General features: G+C 58.2%; 16 protein-coding genes and 4 tRNA genes. 8 read left to right on the forward strand and 12 right to left on the reverse strand.

Annotation, left to right across the window (positions count from 1 at the left end; translation table 11 throughout):
* The first annotated feature begins 14 nt into the window (after window positions 1-14).
* Window positions 15-668: an HAD family hydrolase gene (locus tag PMI18_RS18875; protein WP_007898869.1), complete on the forward strand. Its 654-nt coding sequence runs from the start codon at window positions 15-17 to the stop codon at window positions 666-668.
* 106 nt (window positions 669-774) lie between these two features.
* Here PMI18_RS18875 and PMI18_RS18870 read toward each other — a convergent pair whose 3' ends face one another.
* A complete protein-coding gene (locus tag PMI18_RS18870) occupies window positions 775-1,737 on the reverse strand; it encodes a zinc-binding dehydrogenase (RefSeq protein ID WP_007898870.1) in 963 nt (320 codons plus the stop codon).
* A gap of 138 nt (window positions 1,738-1,875) precedes the next feature.
* On the opposite strand from PMI18_RS18870, the gene PMI18_RS18865 reads away from it, so the two are divergent.
* Entirely contained in the window at window positions 1,876-3,957 is a 2,082-nt protein-coding gene (locus PMI18_RS18865; protein ID WP_162131371.1) for a carboxy terminal-processing peptidase, read from the forward strand.
* A gap of 120 nt (window positions 3,958-4,077) precedes the next feature.
* Entirely contained in the window at window positions 4,078-5,868 is a 1,791-nt protein-coding gene (locus tag PMI18_RS18860; protein ID WP_007898875.1) for a bifunctional diguanylate cyclase/phosphodiesterase, read from the forward strand.
* 107 nt (window positions 5,869-5,975) lie between these two features.
* On the opposite strand, the gene PMI18_RS18855 is transcribed toward PMI18_RS18860, so the two are convergent.
* The 7 genes from PMI18_RS18855 to PMI18_RS18825 all read right to left on the reverse strand — a co-directional run bounded on the left by PMI18_RS18855 (window position 5,976) and on the right by PMI18_RS18825 (window position 10,430).
* Window positions 5,976-6,299 (reverse strand): hypothetical protein, encoded by a 324-nt coding sequence (locus PMI18_RS18855; protein ID WP_033036251.1) that lies wholly within the window; start codon window positions 6,297-6,299, stop codon window positions 5,976-5,978.
* Between the two features lie 604 nt (window positions 6,300-6,903).
* Window positions 6,904-7,233, reverse strand: a complete 330-nt coding sequence (locus tag PMI18_RS18850) for a hypothetical protein (protein WP_007898879.1) — start codon at window positions 7,231-7,233, stop codon at window positions 6,904-6,906.
* 500 nt (window positions 7,234-7,733) lie between these two features.
* Entirely contained in the window at window positions 7,734-8,141 is a 408-nt protein-coding gene (locus PMI18_RS18845) for an SEL1-like repeat protein (protein WP_007898889.1), read from the reverse strand.
* Window positions 8,142-8,513: a hypothetical protein gene (locus PMI18_RS18840; RefSeq protein ID WP_007898892.1), complete on the reverse strand. Its 372-nt coding sequence runs from the start codon at window positions 8,511-8,513 to the stop codon at window positions 8,142-8,144.
* Window positions 8,510-8,851, reverse strand: a complete 342-nt coding sequence (locus PMI18_RS18835) for a helix-turn-helix domain-containing protein (RefSeq protein WP_007898894.1) — start codon at window positions 8,849-8,851, stop codon at window positions 8,510-8,512. The genes PMI18_RS18840 and PMI18_RS18835 overlap by 4 nt, the downstream gene beginning before the upstream one ends.
* 115 nt (window positions 8,852-8,966) lie before the next feature.
* Window positions 8,967-9,422, reverse strand: a complete 456-nt coding sequence (locus PMI18_RS18830; protein WP_007898895.1) for a YkvA family protein — start codon at window positions 9,420-9,422, stop codon at window positions 8,967-8,969.
* A 294-nt stretch (window positions 9,423-9,716) separates the two neighbouring features.
* Complete coding sequence (locus PMI18_RS18825; RefSeq protein ID WP_007898896.1) at window positions 9,717-10,430, reverse strand: FKBP-type peptidyl-prolyl cis-trans isomerase; 714 nt, start codon at window positions 10,428-10,430, stop codon at window positions 9,717-9,719.
* 269 nt (window positions 10,431-10,699) lie between these two features.
* Here PMI18_RS18825 and PMI18_RS18820 point away from each other — a divergent pair, with 269 nt between their 5' ends.
* Together PMI18_RS18820 and PMI18_RS18815 are read left to right on the forward strand one after the other, a co-directional pair.
* Window positions 10,700-12,532, forward strand: coding sequence for a di-heme-cytochrome C peroxidase (locus PMI18_RS18820; protein WP_007898897.1), 1,833 nt, complete (start codon window positions 10,700-10,702; stop codon window positions 12,530-12,532).
* 3 nt (window positions 12,533-12,535) lie between these two features.
* Window positions 12,536-13,672 (forward strand): catalase family protein, encoded by a 1,137-nt coding sequence (locus PMI18_RS18815; RefSeq protein WP_007898899.1) that lies wholly within the window; start codon window positions 12,536-12,538, stop codon window positions 13,670-13,672.
* 313 nt (window positions 13,673-13,985) lie between these two features.
* On the opposite strand, the gene PMI18_RS18810 is transcribed toward PMI18_RS18815, so the two are convergent.
* From PMI18_RS18810 to PMI18_RS18795, 4 genes are all read right to left on the reverse strand, one after another.
* A tRNA-Asp gene (locus PMI18_RS18810) sits at window positions 13,986-14,062 on the reverse strand.
* Between the two features lie 19 nt (window positions 14,063-14,081).
* A tRNA-Val gene (locus PMI18_RS18805) sits at window positions 14,082-14,157 on the reverse strand.
* A 187-nt stretch (window positions 14,158-14,344) separates the two neighbouring features.
* Window positions 14,345-14,421: transfer RNA gene (locus tag PMI18_RS18800), tRNA-Asp, on the reverse strand.
* 18 nt (window positions 14,422-14,439) lie between these two features.
* A tRNA-Val gene (locus PMI18_RS18795) sits at window positions 14,440-14,515 on the reverse strand.
* A gap of 160 nt (window positions 14,516-14,675) precedes the next feature.
* On the opposite strand from PMI18_RS18795, the gene rdgC reads away from it, so the two are divergent.
* The 3 genes from rdgC (at window position 14,676) to sugE (ending at window position 17,172) form a co-directional block, all read left to right on the forward strand.
* On the forward strand, window positions 14,676-15,596 hold the full coding sequence (gene rdgC, locus PMI18_RS18790) for a recombination-associated protein RdgC (RefSeq protein ID WP_007898901.1): 921 nt from the start codon (window positions 14,676-14,678) through the stop codon (window positions 15,594-15,596).
* A gap of 176 nt (window positions 15,597-15,772) precedes the next feature.
* Window positions 15,773-16,738 carry a bile acid:sodium symporter family protein gene (locus tag PMI18_RS18785; RefSeq protein WP_007898902.1) on the forward strand — a complete coding sequence of 322 codons (966 nt, stop codon included), beginning with the start codon at window positions 15,773-15,775 and terminating at the stop codon, window positions 16,736-16,738.
* 119 nt (window positions 16,739-16,857) lie between these two features.
* On the forward strand, window positions 16,858-17,172 hold the full coding sequence (sugE, locus tag PMI18_RS18780; protein ID WP_007898904.1) for a quaternary ammonium compound efflux SMR transporter SugE: 315 nt from the start codon (window positions 16,858-16,860) through the stop codon (window positions 17,170-17,172).
* The last annotated feature ends 65 nt before the right edge of the window (window positions 17,173-17,237 follow it).

Raw genomic sequence — 17,237 nt, forward strand, 5'->3', positions numbered from 1 at the left:
TCAGAGAGAACCCGATGGCCCTGGCAATTTTTGATCTGGACGAAACCCTGATCCACGGCGACTGCGCCACCCTCTGGAGCGAACAAATGGGGCGCCTGGGCTGGGTCGATCCCGAGTCGTTCATGCGTCAGAACAACGAACTGATGGACGCTTACAGCCACGGCAAGTTGCGCATGGAGGAGTACATGACCTTCAGCCTGGAGCCGATGATCGGGCGCACACCGGAAGAAGTCGACCATCTGGTCGGGCCTTGGGTGGAAGACTTCATCGAGCCGATCATCTTCAGCGACGCCACCAAAGCCATCGCCGCCCACCGCAAGGCCGGCGACCGGATCCTGGTGATCTCGGCCTCGGGCACGCATCTGGTCAAGCCGATTGCCGACCGTTTGGGCATCGACGAGATTCTCGGCATCGAGCTGGAACTGCTGCACGGGGTGTACAGCGGCAATACCGTTGGCACGTTGACCTACCGCGAAGGCAAGATCACCCGGTTGCTGGAATGGCTGGATGCGGAGGAGGAAAACCTGGAAGGCGCGAGTTTCTATTCAGATTCACGCAATGACTTGCCGCTGCTGCTGAAAGTGGACTTTCCGCATGTGGTGAATCCGGATCCGGTCCTGCTCGAACACGCCGAAAAGGCCGGCTGGCCAATCCATATCTGGAAGTAATCCAGATCCTGTGGGAGCGGGCTTGCCCGCGATTCAGGCGACGCAGTGTGTCTTTCATACCGCGTCATCGTTCATCGCGGGCAAGCCACGCTCCCACAGGTGAGTGTCAAACCAGGCTTTCGTCGATCACCAACACCAGTTTGCCGGAAACCTTATTCGTCGCCAGTTCCGCAAATGCCGCTTCGGCATCCTTGATTGCAAATGTCCTGGCCAGTTGCGGGCTCAAACGCCCTTCGGCAAACAGCGGCCAGACATGCTGGCCGAGATCGCTGAACACATCGGCCTTGAACTGCTCATCGCGGTTGCGCAAGGTTGAACCCAGCAGTTGCACACGTTTGGCCAGTACCTGCGCCAGATCCAGCTGCGCCTCACGACCGCCCATCAAGCCAATCAGCACCCAACGTCCATCGCGAGCCAGCAGCTTGAGGTTCAACGCCGCATAGTTACCACCCACCGGGTCGAGGATCACGTCGAACGGGGCAAGATCATTCAAGCTATCCAGATCGCCATTGCGCACTACGCCACCCTGTGCGCCCAACGCTTCGCAGTAAGCCAGACGCTCGGCGGAACCGACGCTGACCCAGCACGGGTTACCAAACGCCTTGCACAGCTGAATGGCAGCTGAACCGATTCCACTGGCGCCGGCGTGCAGGAGAACTTTCTCACCCGGTTTGAGCGCAGCCAGTTGAAACAAATTCAGCCAAACAGTCGCATACACTTCCGGCAATGCCGCCGCCTCGGCCAGGGACAAACCTTCGGGAACCGGCAACACATGCCGTCCGTCGACAACTACCTCTTCGGCCATCCCGCCCCCGGCCAGCAAGGCGCAAACCCGATCACCGACCTGCCAGGAAGAGCCCGGACCGACCTCGCTGATCACCCCCGAACACTCAAGACCCAGTACTTGACTGGCCCCCGGCGGTGGCGGATAAAGTCCTGCTTTCTGTAACAAATCAGCGCGATTGAGTCCTGCTGCCGCCACCCGGATGCGAACTTGTCCTACATCGCACGTAGGACTCGGCTCTTCAACCCACTCCACTCGCCCCTCAACGCCTTGCAATGCTTTCACAGTGCCTCCATAGTGAGTCTGGACTGAGCCCGAAGCTGTAGCGCCGGGCTTTTTGCATTATGCGACCGGTCCTTGTGGATCCGGCGACTTCAAAGACGGCCTAATATGCGTTATCAATTGTCCCTGCGTCGAATCAGCATGAAGCATCTGCTCCCCAGCACCGCCCTCGCTCTTGTCATTGGTCTCGGTCTTTTGCCGATGTCGAGCCATTCGTTCGCAGCCAACAGCTGGGACAAGCTTCAGCCCGATCGTGACGAAGTAATCGCCAGTCTGAACGTCGTCGAATTGCTCAAGCGTCACCATTACAGCAAACCACCGCTCGACGATGCACGCTCCGTGATCATCTACGACAGCTATATCAAGCTGCTGGATCCATCGCGTAGCTATTTCATGGCCAGCGATATTGCCGAATTCGACAAATGGAAAACCCAGTTTGACGACTTCCTCAAAAGCGGCGACCTGAACGCCGGGTTCACCATCTACAAGCGCTACCTGGACCGCGTCAAGGCGCGTCTGGACTTTGCCCTTGCCGAGCTGAACAAGGGCGTCGACAAGATCGACTTCACCGCCAAGGAAACCTTGCTGGTCGATCGCAAGGATGCCCCTTGGCTCAAGACCACCGCCGAGTTGGACGACCTGTGGCGCAAACGCGTCAAGGACGAAGTGCTGCGGATGAAGATCTCCGGCAAAGAGTCGAAGCAGATTCAGGAAACCCTGACCAAGCGTTACAAGAATCAGCTGTCGCGTCTGGACCAGACCCGTGCGGAAGACATCTTCCAGGCGTACATCAATACCTTCGCCATGTCCTACGACCCGCACACCAACTATCTGTCGCCGGATAACGCGGAAAACTTCGACATCAACATGAGCCTGTCCCTGGAGGGCATCGGCGCCGTGTTGCAGAGCGATAACGATCAAGTGAAAGTCGTACGCCTGGTGCCTGCCGGCCCGGCCGACAAGACCAAGCAGGTAGCACCGGCCGACAAGATCATCGGCGTGGCCCAGGGCAACAAAGAGATGGTCGACGTGGTCGGCTGGCGTCTGGACGAAGTGGTCAAACTGATTCGTGGCCCCAAAGGCACCGTGGTGCGCCTGGAAGTGATTCCGGCCAGCAACGCGCCGAACGACCAGACCACCAAAATCGTGCCGATTACCCGCGAAGCGGTGAAGCTCGAAGATCAGGCGGTGAAGAAGTCGGTCCTCAACCTCAAGCAGGATGGCAAGGACTACAAACTCGGCGTCATCGAGATCCCGGCCTTCTACCTGGACTTCAAGGCCTTCCGTGCCGGTGATCCGGACTACAAGAGCACCACCCGCGACGTCAAGAAGCTGCTGACCGAGCTGCAGAAAGACAAGGTCGACGGCGTGGTCATCGACCTGCGCAACAACGGCGGCGGCTCCTTGCAGGAAGCCACCGAGCTGACCAGTCTGTTCATCGACAAAGGTCCGACCGTACTGGTGCGTAACGCCGACGGCCGGGTCGATGTGCTGGAAGATGAAAACCCGGGCGCGTTCTACAAAGGCCCGATGGTGTTGCTGGTCAACCGTTTGTCCGCCTCGGCTTCGGAGATTTTCGCCGGCGCCATGCAGGACTACCACCGCGCGCTGATCATCGGCGGCCAGACCTTCGGCAAAGGCACCGTGCAGACCATTCAGCCGCTGAACCATGGCGAACTGAAACTGACCCTGGCCAAGTTCTACCGGGTTTCCGGCCAGAGCACCCAGCATCAGGGCGTGCTGCCGGACATCGATTACCCATCGATCATCGACACCAAGGAAATCGGCGAAAGCGCCCTGCCGGAAGCCATGCCGTGGGACACCATTCGTGCGGCCATCAAGCCTGCGCTTGACCCGTTCAAACCGTACATCACGCAGCTCAAGTCCGAGCATGACGTGCGCACGGCCAAAGACGCGGAGTTCGTGTTCATCCGCGACAAACTGGCCCTGGCGCAGAAGTTGATGAGCGAAAAAACCGTCAGCCTCAATGAAGCCGAACGTCGTGCACAACATGCCGATATCGAAGCCAAGCAACTGGCCATGGAAAACCTGCGTCGCAAGGCCAAGGGCGAAGAACCACTCAAAGAGCTGAAGAAAGAAGACGAAGATGCCCTCGCGGGCGAGCCGGACAAGACCAAGCCAGAAGACGATGCTTATCTGAGCGAGACGGGGCGGATTCTGCTGGACTACTTGAAACTCAACACCGCGGTTGCCAAGCATTAAGATGATGGCAATTTAATGCTGACGCCCCCCGGAGCGTCATCAAACAGTCATCATTCTGTCGTGAAATAAGGGACTGGGAGCTTTGCGCTCCCAGTCCTTTTTTTATCGCCAGAGATCGCCATGACCACAACCGAACAGCTGAGTGCCTTGAGCTCGATACTGACTCAAAGCGGTTTGCACAGCCTGTTCCAGCCGATCATTTCCCTCTCTGAACGACGTATCATCGGCTACGAAGCCCTCAGTCGTGGCCCCTCCAACAGTCCGCTGCACTCCCCCGTTGCCCTGTTCGCGGTAGCTCGCCAGGCCGGTCGCCTCAGCGAACTGGAGATCGCTTGCCGTCAAAGTGCTTGCCGACGCTTCAATGAACAGCAACTGCCCGGCAAACTCTTCCTCAATGTCTCACCGGAATCCCTGCTCGAAGCCGCCCACCAACCCGGACGTACCCTGCAACTGCTGCAGGACTTCGGCATCCCACCGAGCCAAGTGGTGATCGAACTCACCGAACAGACTCCAACCGACGATTTCCAGTTGCTGCAAAACGCCCTGCATCACTATCGGGCAATGGGCTTTTCCATCGCGCTGGATGATCTGGGCGCGGGTTATTCAAGCTTGCGCCTCTGGTCTGAATTGCGGCCCGACTACGTCAAGATTGATCGGCACTTTATCGACGGCATTCACCAGGACGCGCTCAAGCGTGAGTTCGTTGGCTCGATCCTGCAGATAGCCAAGGCTTCCCGGGCAAAAGTGATCGCCGAAGGCATCGAATTGTCGGAAGAACTCGCCGTGCTGACCGAAATGGGGGTCGATCTGGTCCAGGGTTATCTGCTCTGCCGCCCCCAGGAACAGCCGCCCCGCGATGCCCGAACCTTGATGCCCAAACCAAACAGCATCGCCGCGATACTGAGCGAGGAAGTCAGTGACCTCAGCGCACTGCTCAACGACCAGCCCGCGGTGACCAGCGACACCCCGACCGCCACCGTGCTGGAAGCCTTCCGCCGCCAGGCCAACCTGAACTCTCTGGCAGTGCTCGACGAACAGGGCCAGCCCTGCGGCATCGTCCACCGTCATTCGCTGTCGGATGCCTTGCTCAAGCCCTTTGCCACCGACCTGTTCGCCCGCAAGCCCATCAGTCGCTTGATGAGCGACGACTTCCTCGCCGTGGAGCTGAGCCAGTCGCTGCAACAGGTCAGCCGCCTGATCACCAGCCGCGCACGCCAGCGTATTGAAGAAGACTTCATCATCACCCTTAACGGCGGCTATTTGGGGCTAGGTCGGGTGATCGACGTGCTCAAGCTGATTACCGAACTGAAAATCCAGCAAGCCCGCTACGCCAACCCGCTGACCCTGCTGCCGGGCAACGTGCCGATCCAGCAATGCCTGACACGGCTGCTGCAACAGGAACGGGAATCGGTGATCTGCTACGTCGACATCGACAGCTTCAAACCCTTCAACGACATCTACGGCTACGGTCGCGGGGATGAAGTCCTACTGTGTCTGGCGCAATGCCTGAACGACCGCGTCGACCCATCCCGCGACTTCGTCGGCCATATCGGCGGCGACGACTTCCTGCTGGTGCTCGGCCCGGAAGACTGGCGCAAACGCTTGAACCAATTACTGGACGACTTCCACAGCCAATGCCGACGCTTTTACCGCAGCGAACACCTGGAAGCCGGCTGCTTCATCGCACCCAACCGCCAAGGCGTAAGACAGGAATTTGCGCTGCTGTCCCTGTCCATCGGCGTGGTGCATTTGCATCCACAGACCTGCGGACAACTCGATGCGAGCCAGTTGGCAGAGATGGCATCACAGGCCAAGCATCACGCGAAGAATGTGCCGGGGTATAGCGTGCATGTGATTGATAGCCTGGCGGTGCCAACAGTCGAGGAAGCGTTGGTTGCCGGGCATCGGTGATTGTGGCGAGGGAGCTTGCTCCCGCTGGACTGCGCAGCAGTCCCCTTTTGGGGCCGCTTCGCGACCCAGCGGGAGCAAGCTCCCTCGCCACAAAACAGTGCTCGACGCTATTCCGACGGCATTGCCCGCAACCGCCGCCCAATCACATCCAGCACATCGCAGCCATCGCGCAGTGGAATGGCACAGAGCAAGGCAAAGTCGCTGAGAATCGTCGAATCACACTCGACTGAGCCGCGCATGGACAGGTTTTCGAGCACCTGCGTTACAGCACGAATTCGGTAGCTGGCAGCGTCATACAAAACATCGAGCGGCGCGTGGGTATCGACGAACAGCGTGGGCATGTCGTTGCAGTTGCTGGTGAGCGCCATGAAGCGGTTTTTGGGGTGGGGAATTGGTTTTTCGTAGGGTGGATCAGGGGTAATTGCTGGCATTGTTTGATTACTAACGTATGGATTGGAGCCGCCAGAAATCACTTCCACGCAATAGGTGGCGGCTGTACGCAGGTGTGGAAGACCAGGACGTTAGGCACCTGGCGCACTCGAAAGCGCCCCGCGCACAGCCACCATAAAACACAGACGATAAAAAACGCCGAACTGGTGGCGCTTGATGCGCCTAACGATAGAAGGGCTTCCACGCCCTGTCACTGAATTTGCAGTGACAGCCCCAAGACTATCGATGGAGCGCATCGCGCACCAGTTCATGAAAACCGCTACAACTTGAAGGAAATCTCCGATGGATCTACACGGTAATAAACGCGCGAGACTTTGCGGGGGATCAATCAGGAAAGAAGTCAGGAAAGGATGATGTTGATGTAGGGGGATTCGCCAATGATCACTCCATTAATCAACAAGCAGGCAGAAACGCAAACGTGGCGGGAGGTTGCCCTCACGCCACGTTCATTTGTCAGACATGCAATGGGTTAATTTGCATTTGTGTCATTCGCAATATCCACAAACGACACAAAACCTGTAGGAGCGAGGCTTGCCCGCGAAGAGGCCCGCTCAGGCACTGCAAATTTCCAGGACTAATCCGTCACTAGACATCGCCCGAAGCCAGCGCCCGCAACCGCCGCCCAATCACATCCAGCACATCACAGCCATCGCGCAGCGGAATGGCGCAGAGCAAGGCAAAGTCGCTGAGTATCGTCGAATTACACTCGACGGAGCCGCGCATGGACAGGTTCTCAAGCACTTGGGTGACAGCACGAATTCGATAGCTGGCAGCGTCGGTCAAGATATCGAGCGGCGCGTGGGTATCGACGAACAGCGTGGGCATGTCGTTGCAGTTGCTGGTGAGTGCCATGAAGCGGTTTTTGGGGTGGGGAATTGGTTTTTCGTAGGGTGGATCAGGATGAAGTGTTGGCATTTGAGACCTTCCGATGAAAATGGGAGCTGCCAAAAACCTTCCTACAGGCTTGGGTGGCAGCTATACGCGGGGTAGGAATACCGAGCATCGGAAACTCGACCACGCCGAAGCGTGCCCGCGCACAGCCGCCATAACGGATCTTACGGACGCCCATTGACGGCCGCAAATCAGGTTTCGACGCTTGCGCATTACCGATGCAAATACAGGGTTCCTACACCCCACCACTGAATTTTCAGTGACCATCAAAGGCTATCGGGTGAACTCATTCCGCACCAGTTCATGCAAACCGCTACAACTTGAAGGAAATCTCCGATGGATCTACCCGGCAATAAACGCGCGAGACTTTGCGGGGGATCGATCAGGAAAGAAGTCAGGAAAGGATGATGTTGATGTAGGGTGATTCGCTAAAAAGCGATCAACTAAATTACCAAGCAGGCAAAAACGCAAACGTGGCGGGAGGTTGCCCTCACGCCACATTCGTTTGTCAGACACTTAATTGCTTAATCCGTAGAACCACGGGACGCCAATTCTTTCAATTTAAGTTCGGCCAGCGGATGCCCGGCCTTCGCCGCCATTTCCCACCAGCGAGCCGCTTCAGCCGGATCCGGCGCCTTGCTCGGCGTACCGGCCAGGCTGATCACGCCAACCTGATAGGCCGCCTTGCCATCCCCCGCCAACGCGGCCAGGCGCAGTAATCGCACACCCTCCTCGCGCGCCCCAAGACCGACGCCGCGAAAGGTCAGAATGTGGCCGTAGAAGCTCTGGGCGCCGACATCACCCAGGTTCGCCATACGCGCAAACTGGCCCTCGAGCCAACTCCAGCCTCGCGGCTGACGCACAAACCACGACCAGTGGAACAACCGGCGGGCCAACCAGTAACTGGCCCGCGCCTTGAGTCGTAAAAACACTCAGGCTTCCGCCGACTCGGGGTATTCGTATTCGAACACCCGCACCACTTCCGAGGCATGCCAGGACGCGGCAGCCACGCCATCGGACGGTCCGGAGAAGCGCCCGAGGCGCTCGACACATTCGAAGAAGCCGGTGCGCGGCAAGCGGCTCGCGCCCTGGCTGATCACCAGCGAGCTGCGCAACGGCTGCTCGGCTCTGGCATCCAGTGCGGCCAGGTGTTCAAGGGCTGCGGTCAAGGTTTGCATGGCCGGCGTGGGTAGTTGCAAACGCTCCAGCAACGCCCGATAAGTCAAAAGATGGCGCTGACGACGCGCCTGATCCAGCTCCCCCAGCAATCCGTCCCAATGTTGACGACTTATGCGTACGCTCACGATTCATCCCTCCATCCTGGCACCGTCAATTCCCAGGCGAGGCTGCGGCGAATAGCAGCGTCGGGTTGACGCTCACCGCTTTCGATCAAGGCGAGATATGACGGGCTGATGCCTACCGTGCGGGCGAGCGCCTCAATGGCGATGCCCTTCCCTTCGCGCAAATTGCGTAGTTGATCCAGACCCGGAAGAATCTGGTCTGGTGCCGCCGCGGGAGGCGCTGTGGCGTCACGCGGTGGTTGTTGCTTGATGCCTGCTGCTTTCAGTAGAGCCTGATACTGAGCCCATGGCAGAACCGCATATTCGGGCTCGCCTTCGCGTGTAATTATCTGAATATCCATGACTACCCCGTAGGACAACGACACTTAGCGAGTCGGCGCTTTTCCTTAGAAGTGTAATCCTAACAGCGGCCAAGGTCGCGGGGGGGCATGAATATCTGGAGGATTTTGAATTGGCTCAGTTTTTTTTCGGTCCCTGAAGCTGCAGTTGTTCGGGGGTATCAGGCAAGCGTTCGACTACCGCAAGCTTCTCCGGCAGCTGACGCTTGCGCCAGGCGCGGAAGGCGTTGAGTTCGTCATCGAGAACTTTCATCAACCAGGCCAGTACGGCAATGTCGTCGAGCATGCCGAATACCGGGATGAAATCCGGGATCGCATCCACCGGGCTCAGGAAATACATCAGGCCGGCCACCACCGAAACCAGTGCTTTGGGGCTAATGGCCCGGTACTCACCACGCCAGTAGGCCAGGCAGAGTGCCTGTAACAAACGCAGATCATCTTTGAGCTTGCCCAGACGATTGCCCTGGCTGGCACCTTTGCTGGCAACAGCGAACAGCAGGGTCGGTAAACGACCACGGGCGAGCAGGCGTCCAGCCAGAGGCAGGAAACGAGCAAAATTCCAGGGCGTTTTCATTTATTACTCCCACTGAAATGTTATCCACACAAATTGTGGATAACCTTGTGAACAGAGCTGCATTTCACCGCTGAAAGCCCCGTTTCATAAGGGCCTGACTCAGATCGGGCGTTTTTTACTCACATAAAAAAACCCAAGATTTCATTGACTTGGCGTTCTGGCCCGTCTAGCTCGAGCGCCCTCACTGGCTATGACTTCAGCGTACCGCATCCGTTCGCTTTGTTTACCTCCACTGAACGCCAGATGCAACAACGCCCCGCATAAGCGAGGCGTTGTTTTTAAAGCAGACGCGAATTACTTGGGGGCGTCTTGTTTTGCTGGATCCTTGATGGCCAACAGCTCCAGGTCGAATACCAGCACCGAGTTGGCTGGAATCGCCGGGCTTGGGCTTTGGGCGCCGTAAGCCAGTTCGCTAGGGATGTACAGTTTGTACTTCTCGCCAACGTGCATCAGCTGCAGGCCTTCGACCCAACCCGGAATCACACCGCTGACCGGCAGATCGATCGGGCTGCCGCGCTCGACGGAACTGTCGAAAACGGTGCCATTGGTCAATTTACCGGTGTAGTGAACAGTCACTACGTCGGTCGGCTTAGGCTGAGCGCCATCGGCTTTCTTGACCACTTCGTATTGCAGACCGGAAGCCGTGGTGGTGACACCCGCTTTCTTGCCGTTCTCTTCGAGGAATTTCTTGCCAGCGGCTGCCGACTCTTCGCTCATCTTGGCCAAACGCTCTTCAGCACGCTTTTGCAATGCAGCGAAGGCTTCAACCAGCTCTTCATCTTTCAGCTTCTGTTCTTTCTTGCCGACGGCATCTTCGATGCCCTGGGCTACCGCTTTGGAATCCAGATCATCCATGCCTTCCTGAGCCAGGCTTTTGCCCATGTTCAGGCCGATACCGTAGGAAGCTTTTTGCGCCGGGGTTTTCAGCTCTACGCTGGTCTGCGAATCACAACCCGCAAGTACCAGGCCAACCAGGGCCACCGCCGCCGCCAACCGATGCTGTTTCATGCTATTTCCTTGTTCATGCGCCTAAAGGGCAATCGAGTAAAGCCGCGAGCTTATCAGGCCGCCACGACCAATGGCTACCGGCATGAGAGCAGGAAACGTCTGATAAGTTCAGGTGTTTAAACGCATTTTGGCTATAGAAGGATGAAGCTTCTGTCATTTCGCTCTTACGGACTTGAGGGCCGGTTCCCACAGACTCTGGCGTAATGGCCTCTTGCCGCACTTCGTGAGCTGAGGCATAAGAGAGTTACAAACTGACAAGGACGTTTATCGTGCGCCTCATATTCCGCTTGCTGATCCTGATCGCAGTATTGCTGGGGCTGGGCCTCGCCGTAGTGCTGTATTACGTCGCCAACCCGAAATTGCCGGCCTGGTCACCGGCGCAACAGGTAAATTACCTGGAGCAATGGAGCGCCGCCGACCGACAGGCTTACTACTTCACCCCTCAGGGTACCCAGGTCAAAGGCTTGCGCTATGACTGGTTCAGTGCCCTTGAATTGCCCTTTTCGCAAAAACGATTCGCCGCTCCTGAATACCTTGCACGCTTTGGTTTTCTGATCGACCCGAGTCAGAAAGCCACGCCGAACAATCCTGGCAACCTGCCCGTCGGTTTTGCCCGTCATCAAAACCCCGGCAGCCAGGACGAGTATCTGGACATCACTTGCGCTGCCTGCCATACCGGCGAATTACGCTTCAATGGCCAAGCCGTGCGCATCGACGGCGGCTCGGCCCAGCATGTATTGCCGTCCAGCGTTCCGACCCTGCGTGGCGGCAGCTTCGGTCAGGCACTGGTGGCCAGCCTCGCCTCGACTTACTACAACCCCTGGAAATTCGAACGTTTCGCCCGCAACGTTCTGGGTCAGGACTACGACGCACGGCATCAACAACTACGGCAGGATTTTAAAGTCTCACTCGATACCTTCTTGAAAGTGGCCTGGAACGACACCCATCGCGGCCTCTACCCCACCGAAGAAGGCCCCGGCCGCACCGATGCTTTCGGGCGCATTGCCAACGCCAGCTTCGGCGACGCGATCTCACCCGCCAACTACCGTGTGGCCAACGCTCCGGTGGACTACCCGCAACTGTGGGACATGTGGACCTTCGACTGGGTGCAGTGGAACGGTTCGGCGCAGCAACCGATGGCCCGTAATATCGGAGAGGCCTTGGGTGTGGGCGCCACGCTGAATTTCTTCGACAGCAGCGGGCAGCCGCTCAAGGGCGACGACCGCTACCCGTCCAGCGTCCGGGTGCGCGATCTGCACCGGATCGAAGAAACCCTGCAACGACTCAAACCGCCTGCCTGGCCGGAAGCCCTGTTGGGCAACATCGACAAGCCCCTGGCCGCAAAAGGCCGCGAACTGTTCGCTGAAAATTGCGCCGGGTGTCATGTCCCCCGCGTCACCCAAAGCGACAGCAGACCGGTGCAACATCTGAAATTGCTGCCTGTGGAGGTCATTGGCACAGACCCCGGCGCCGCCAACAACATTGCCGATCATCGCTTCGATCTGACGGCTTTACAGTGGGATCCGGCGGAGCTTGCGCAACTGGACGTACAACTGCATCCCAAACCCACAGAACCCTTGGATATGAGCCAATTGTCCGTGGCCAAGGGACTGGCCTACGTCACTGCTTTCGTGGGCAACCAGGCCTACCGCGAAGCCAAAGTGACACCCGCAGAGCGCCCGAACCTGGACGGATTCGGCCTGCCGATCGGCGTTCAGGAGTTGCGTAGCTACAAGGCCCGACCTTTGGCGGGCGTCTGGGCCACGCCGCCTTTTCTGCACAACGGTTCGGTACCGAGCCTTTATCAATTGCTCTCGCCACAAAGTGAACGCGCGACCACGTTCTACAAAGGCACCTTCGAATATGACCCTAAACACTTGGGCTATCGCACCGAAGCCTTCACCAACGGTTTTGTGTTCGACACGCGCATTACCGGTAATCACAACAGCGGTCACGAGTTCCGCGCAGGTGAACGCGGTAACGGCGTCATTGGTCGTCTGCTGCAACCGGAGGAACGCTGGGCGCTGCTGGAATACCTGAAAGTGTTGGGCGGCCCGATGGAGTCGCAATTGCCAGACCGCCGCCTCAGTCAAAAGGATTGACCCATGCTGATCACTCTCTGGTTGCGCCTGGGCGCCTTCCTCGGCAAAACCCTGCTGTGGTTGTTGGGTCTGGGCCTGCTCGGCTGGGCGCTGATCATGGCCTGGTCCGCCTGGCAGCATCGCGGCCCGGTATCGGCTGAAGAACTGATTCCGGACGGCGAAGCGGCAATGACCCAGGACATCATCCAGACGGCCGTACGTATCGTCGATCAACACCGGGAAAGCACCCGCTACCTGCGCGATGCCCATGCCAAGGCCCATGGCTGCGTGAAGGCCGAGGTACAGGTGCTGTCGGATTTGACGGCTGAGTTACGCCAAGGCGTGTTCAGCGAGCCCGGCAAAACCTGGCAAGCGACGATACGGCTGTCCAACGGCAATGCGTATCCGCAGTTCGATAGCATCCGCGATGCCCGGGGCATGGCCATCAAACTATTCGATGTGCCTGGTAAACAGTTGCTGAGTGACCGACAAGGGCGCAGCGAACAGGATTTCGTGATGTTCAACCATCCGAACTTCTTTGTCAGCGATGTCGCCGAGTATCGTCAGAATGTGGCCGCTCAGGCTGACGGCAAAAAGGTCATGGCGTTCTTCCCGGGTTGGGACCCGCGCACCTGGCAGGTTCGCCATCTGTTTATTGCGCTGGCGACGCTCTCCCCTGCCCCGGCAAGCCCGACGCAGACCACGTACTTTTCAGTTTCGCCGTACAAGTTTGGTGAGGCCAACGCCAAATTCCGAGTGATGCCGGATCCTGATAGCTGCCCGGCCTACGCGCTGCCCGCGCAAAATCAAAACCTGCCGAACTTCCTGCGCAGCGCGCTGAACCAGCAGCTATCGACCGATCGGGTACCGGCCTGTTTCGTTTTACAGATCCAGCGTCAGGATGCGGGCAAGTACATGCCGATCGAAGACACCAGTATCGAGTGGAACGAAAGCGACGCGCCCTTCGAAACCGTGGCCCGGATCAAACTGCCTGCCCAGGATTTCGACACCCCGGCGCTGAACCTGCAATGCGACAACCAATCGTTCAACCCATGGTTCGGCCTTGAAGCTCATAGGCCGATTGGCGGGATCAACCGGTTACGCAAAGCGGTGTACGAGGCCGTCAGCGACTACCGGCACAGCCGTAACGCCGAACAATGAACAAGACACTTAAGCCGGAGTGAGATCTGTAGCAGCTGGCGAAGCCTGCGTTCGGCTGCGAAGCAGTCGTGAAATCGACTGACCCAGTCTGCCTGACACACCGAAATTTCTGGTTTTACGACTGCTACGCAGCCGAACGCAGCCTTCGGCAGCAGCTACAAGGAGTGTGGCGTGACGGAAATTGCTGGCATTACCCGACCAGGTCGCTTTTTCAGTGAAAGGCCAGCACAAAGCCAAATCCCAGACAGCAAAAAGCCCGCATTAAGCGGGCTTTCTGTGGTGATCTGGCGTTCAGCGTTCCAGATACCGAATATGGCGCAGCGGACGGGACTCGAACCCGCGACCCCCGGCGTGACAGGCCGGTATTCTAACCGACTGAACTACCGCTGCGCGTAGCGTTGAAAGTAAGTGGTGGGTGATGACGGGATCGAACCGCCGACATTCTGCTTGTAAGGCAGACGCTCTCCCAGCTGAGCTAATCACCCTTTACCTTCGTTGCGGGGCGCATTGTGCCACAGATTTTCATAAAGTGTTGATTTAATTGATAAAAAATCAAAAAAATCTGAAAACCGGTAAAACGACACACCCTGCAGGAACCTCAGGCAGAAAAAAACCCGCGTTAGCGGGCTTTTCCGTGGTGACCTGGCGTTCAGCGTTCCAGGTTACCGAATATGGCGCAGCGGACGGGACTCGAACCCGCGACCCCCGGCGTGACAGGCCGGTATTCTAACCGACTGAACTACCGCTGCGCGTAACACTAAAGCGAATGGTGGGTGATGACGGGATCGAACCGCCGACATTCTGCTTGTAAGGCAGACGCTCTCCCAGCTGAGCTAATCACCCTTCACTTTCGGTGTGGCGCGCATTCTACGTAGCGACCCAACCTCTGGCAAGCACTTTTTTAATTAATTTTCTCAGGCCTTCCAAAGGCTTAGAGAAGGGTTGGCCTATGGCACACGGAGGACAATAATGCCCCCCTTTGTATAAAGGAGAGACTCACCCCATGTGGTTCAAAAACCTGCTTATCTATCGCCTGACCCAAGATCTGCCTTTTGATGCCGAGGCGTTGGAAACTGCACTGGCCACCAAACTGGCGCGTCCATGTGCAAGCCAGGAGTTGACCACCTACGGTTTCGTCGCGCCATTCGGCAAGGGCGAAGACGCGCCGCTAGTGCACATCAGCGGCGACTTCTTGCTGATCGCCGCCCGTAAGGAAGAACGCATTCTGCCGGGCAGTGTCGTGCGTGATGCGGTGAAGGAAAAGGTCGAAGAGATCGAAGCCGAACAAATGCGCAAGGTCTACAAAAAGGAACGCGATCAGATCAAGGATGAAATCATCCAGGCCTTCCTGCCCCGCGCCTTTATCCGTCGTTCGTCGACCTTCGCCGCCATCGCGCCGAAACAGGGCCTGATCCTGGTTAACTCGGCCAGCCCGAAACGTGCCGAAGACCTGCTGTCCACCCTGCGCGAAGTGATCGGCTCGCTGCCAGTGCGTCCGCTGACGGTGAAGATGTCGCCGACCGCGACCATGACCGAGTGGGTCACCACCCAGAAAGCCGCGGATGATTTCTTCGTGCTGGACGAGTGCGAACTGCGTGACACCCACGAAGACGGCGGCATCGTGCGCTGCAAGCGTCAGGACCTGACCAGCGAAGAAATCCAGCTGCACCTGAGCACCGGCAAAGTGGTCACTCAACTGTCGCTGGCCTGGCAGGACAAACTGTCGTTCGTGCTTGACGACAAAATGGTGGTCAAGCGCCTGAAGTTCGAAGACCTGCTGCAAGATCAGGCGGAACAGGACGGTGGCGACGAAGCCCTGGGTCAACTGGACGCCAGCTTTACCCTGATGATGCTGACCTTCGGCGACTTCCTGCCGGCGATGGTTGAAGCGTTGGGTGGTGAAGAGACCCCGCAAGGGATCTAAAAACAACCGGTTCCCCTTGAAGGAACCGGATCAAATGTGGGAGCTGGCTTGCCTGCGATGGCGGTGTGTCAGACGGCTTAAATGTAGTCTGACACACCGCCATCGCAGGCAAGCCAGCTCCCACATTGATTGGACTTCCAAACTAGGGATCCCACTTATATGACAAGGATCAGGCCATGCGCGCACTGGCTGCATTGAGTCGTTTTGTCGGCAACACCTTCGCTTACTGGGTACTGATTTTCGCCGTGGTGGCGTTTGTGCAACCAACCTGGTTCATCGGCTTGAAAGGCGCCATCGTGCCGCTGCTGGGGCTGGTGATGTTCGGCATGGGCCTGACCCTCAAGCTTGAAGACTTCGCCGAAGTCGCTCGCCATCCGTGGCGCGTGGCCCTGGGCGTAGTCGCCCATTTCGTGATCATGCCCGGTGTGGCGTGGTTGCTCTGCCAGGTTTTTCACCTGCCGCCAGAGATCGCTGTCGGGGTGATTCTGGTCGGCTGCTGCCCAAGCGGCACCTCGTCGAACGTGATGACCTGGCTGGCCCGCGGCGATCTGGCGTTGTCGGTGGCCATTGCCGCCGTCACCACCCTCCTCGCTCCGCTGCTGACGCCAGCGCTGATCTGGCTGCTGGCCTCGGCCTGGTTGCCGGTGTCGTTCATGGAGCTGTTCTGGTCGATCCTGCAAGTCGTTCTGCTGCCGATCGTGCTCGGCGTGGTTGCCCAGCGCGTACTCGGTGATCGGGTTCGTCACGCGGTAGACGTGTTGCCACTGGTGTCGGTGGTGAGCATCGTGATCATCGTCACCGCCGTGGTGGCTGCCAGCCAGGCGAAGATTGCCGAATCCGGCCTGCTGATCATGGCCGTGGTGATGTTGCACAACAGCTTCGGCTACTTGCTGGGTTACTTCACCGGGCGCCTGTTCAACCTGCCACTGGCCCAGCGCAAATCCCTGGCACTGGAAGTCGGTATGCAGAACTCCGGCCTGGGCGCGGCCCTGGCCAGCGCGCACTTCTCGCCGTTGGCAGCGGTGCCAAGCGCGTTGTTCAGCGTCTGGCACAACATTTCCGGGGCGCTGCTCTCGACGTATTTCCGTCGTATGAGCGAGAAAGAAGACCGGCAAATCGCTGCTCAGCAGGCGGCGGATTAAGCTGAAAACTTGATCCTCGGGTTAATGATGGGCACTCTATTGCGCAACGCGGGGACGACCTCGCGGCTCGATCGAATCATTAATCCGGGGACGACCCCATCCATCGATGGAGGTCTCTGATGTCCTGGATCATTCTGTTTTTCGCTGGCCTGTTCGAAGTCGGCTGGGCCGTCGGCCTGAAATACACCGACGGTTTCAGCCGCCCTCTTCCTACCGCACTGACCATTGCCGCCATGGCGATCAGCCTTGGCCTGCTGGGCCTTGCCATGAAGGAATTGCCGCTGGGCACGGCCTATGCGATCTGGACTGGCGTGGGTGCGGTGGGTACGGTGATCGCCGGGATCATTTTGTTTGGTGAATCCATGGCGCTGTTCAGACTCGTCAGTGTGGCGTTGATCATTGCCGGACTGATTGGGCTCAAGGTTAGCACTTAGGCCACTGACGCCATCGCGGGCAAGCCTCGCCTCAACCTGTAGGAGCGAGGCTTGCCCGCGAAGAG

The sequence above is a fragment of the Pseudomonas sp. GM102 genome, from assembly GCF_000282555.1.
In the GTDB taxonomy this organism is placed as follows: domain Bacteria; phylum Pseudomonadota; class Gammaproteobacteria; order Pseudomonadales; family Pseudomonadaceae; genus Aquipseudomonas.

Coding starts and splice junctions, on each gene's coding strand:
- PMI18_RS18875 (WP_007898869.1), top strand. CDS start 15: ATGGCCCTGGCAATTTTTGATCTGGACGAAACCCTGATCCACGGCGAC.
- PMI18_RS18865 (WP_162131371.1), top strand. CDS start 1,876: ATGAAGCATCTGCTCCCCAGCACCGCCCTCGCTCTTGTCATTGGTCTC.
- PMI18_RS18860 (WP_007898875.1), top strand. CDS start 4,078: ATGACCACAACCGAACAGCTGAGTGCCTTGAGCTCGATACTGACTCAA.
- PMI18_RS18855 (WP_033036251.1), bottom strand. CDS start 6,299: ATGCCAGCAATTACCCCTGATCCACCCTACGAAAAACCAATTCCCCAC.
- PMI18_RS18850 (WP_007898879.1), bottom strand. CDS start 7,233: ATGCCAACACTTCATCCTGATCCACCCTACGAAAAACCAATTCCCCAC.
- PMI18_RS18835 (WP_007898894.1), bottom strand. CDS start 8,851: ATGGATATTCAGATAATTACACGCGAAGGCGAGCCCGAATATGCGGTT.
- PMI18_RS18830 (WP_007898895.1), bottom strand. CDS start 9,422: ATGAAAACGCCCTGGAATTTTGCTCGTTTCCTGCCTCTGGCTGGACGC.
- PMI18_RS18825 (WP_007898896.1), bottom strand. CDS start 10,430: ATGAAACAGCATCGGTTGGCGGCGGCGGTGGCCCTGGTTGGCCTGGTA.
- PMI18_RS18815 (WP_007898899.1), top strand. CDS start 12,536: ATGCTGATCACTCTCTGGTTGCGCCTGGGCGCCTTCCTCGGCAAAACC.
- rdgC (WP_007898901.1), top strand. CDS start 14,676: ATGTGGTTCAAAAACCTGCTTATCTATCGCCTGACCCAAGATCTGCCT.
- PMI18_RS18785 (WP_007898902.1), top strand. CDS start 15,773: ATGCGCGCACTGGCTGCATTGAGTCGTTTTGTCGGCAACACCTTCGCT.
- sugE (WP_007898904.1), top strand. CDS start 16,858: ATGTCCTGGATCATTCTGTTTTTCGCTGGCCTGTTCGAAGTCGGCTGG.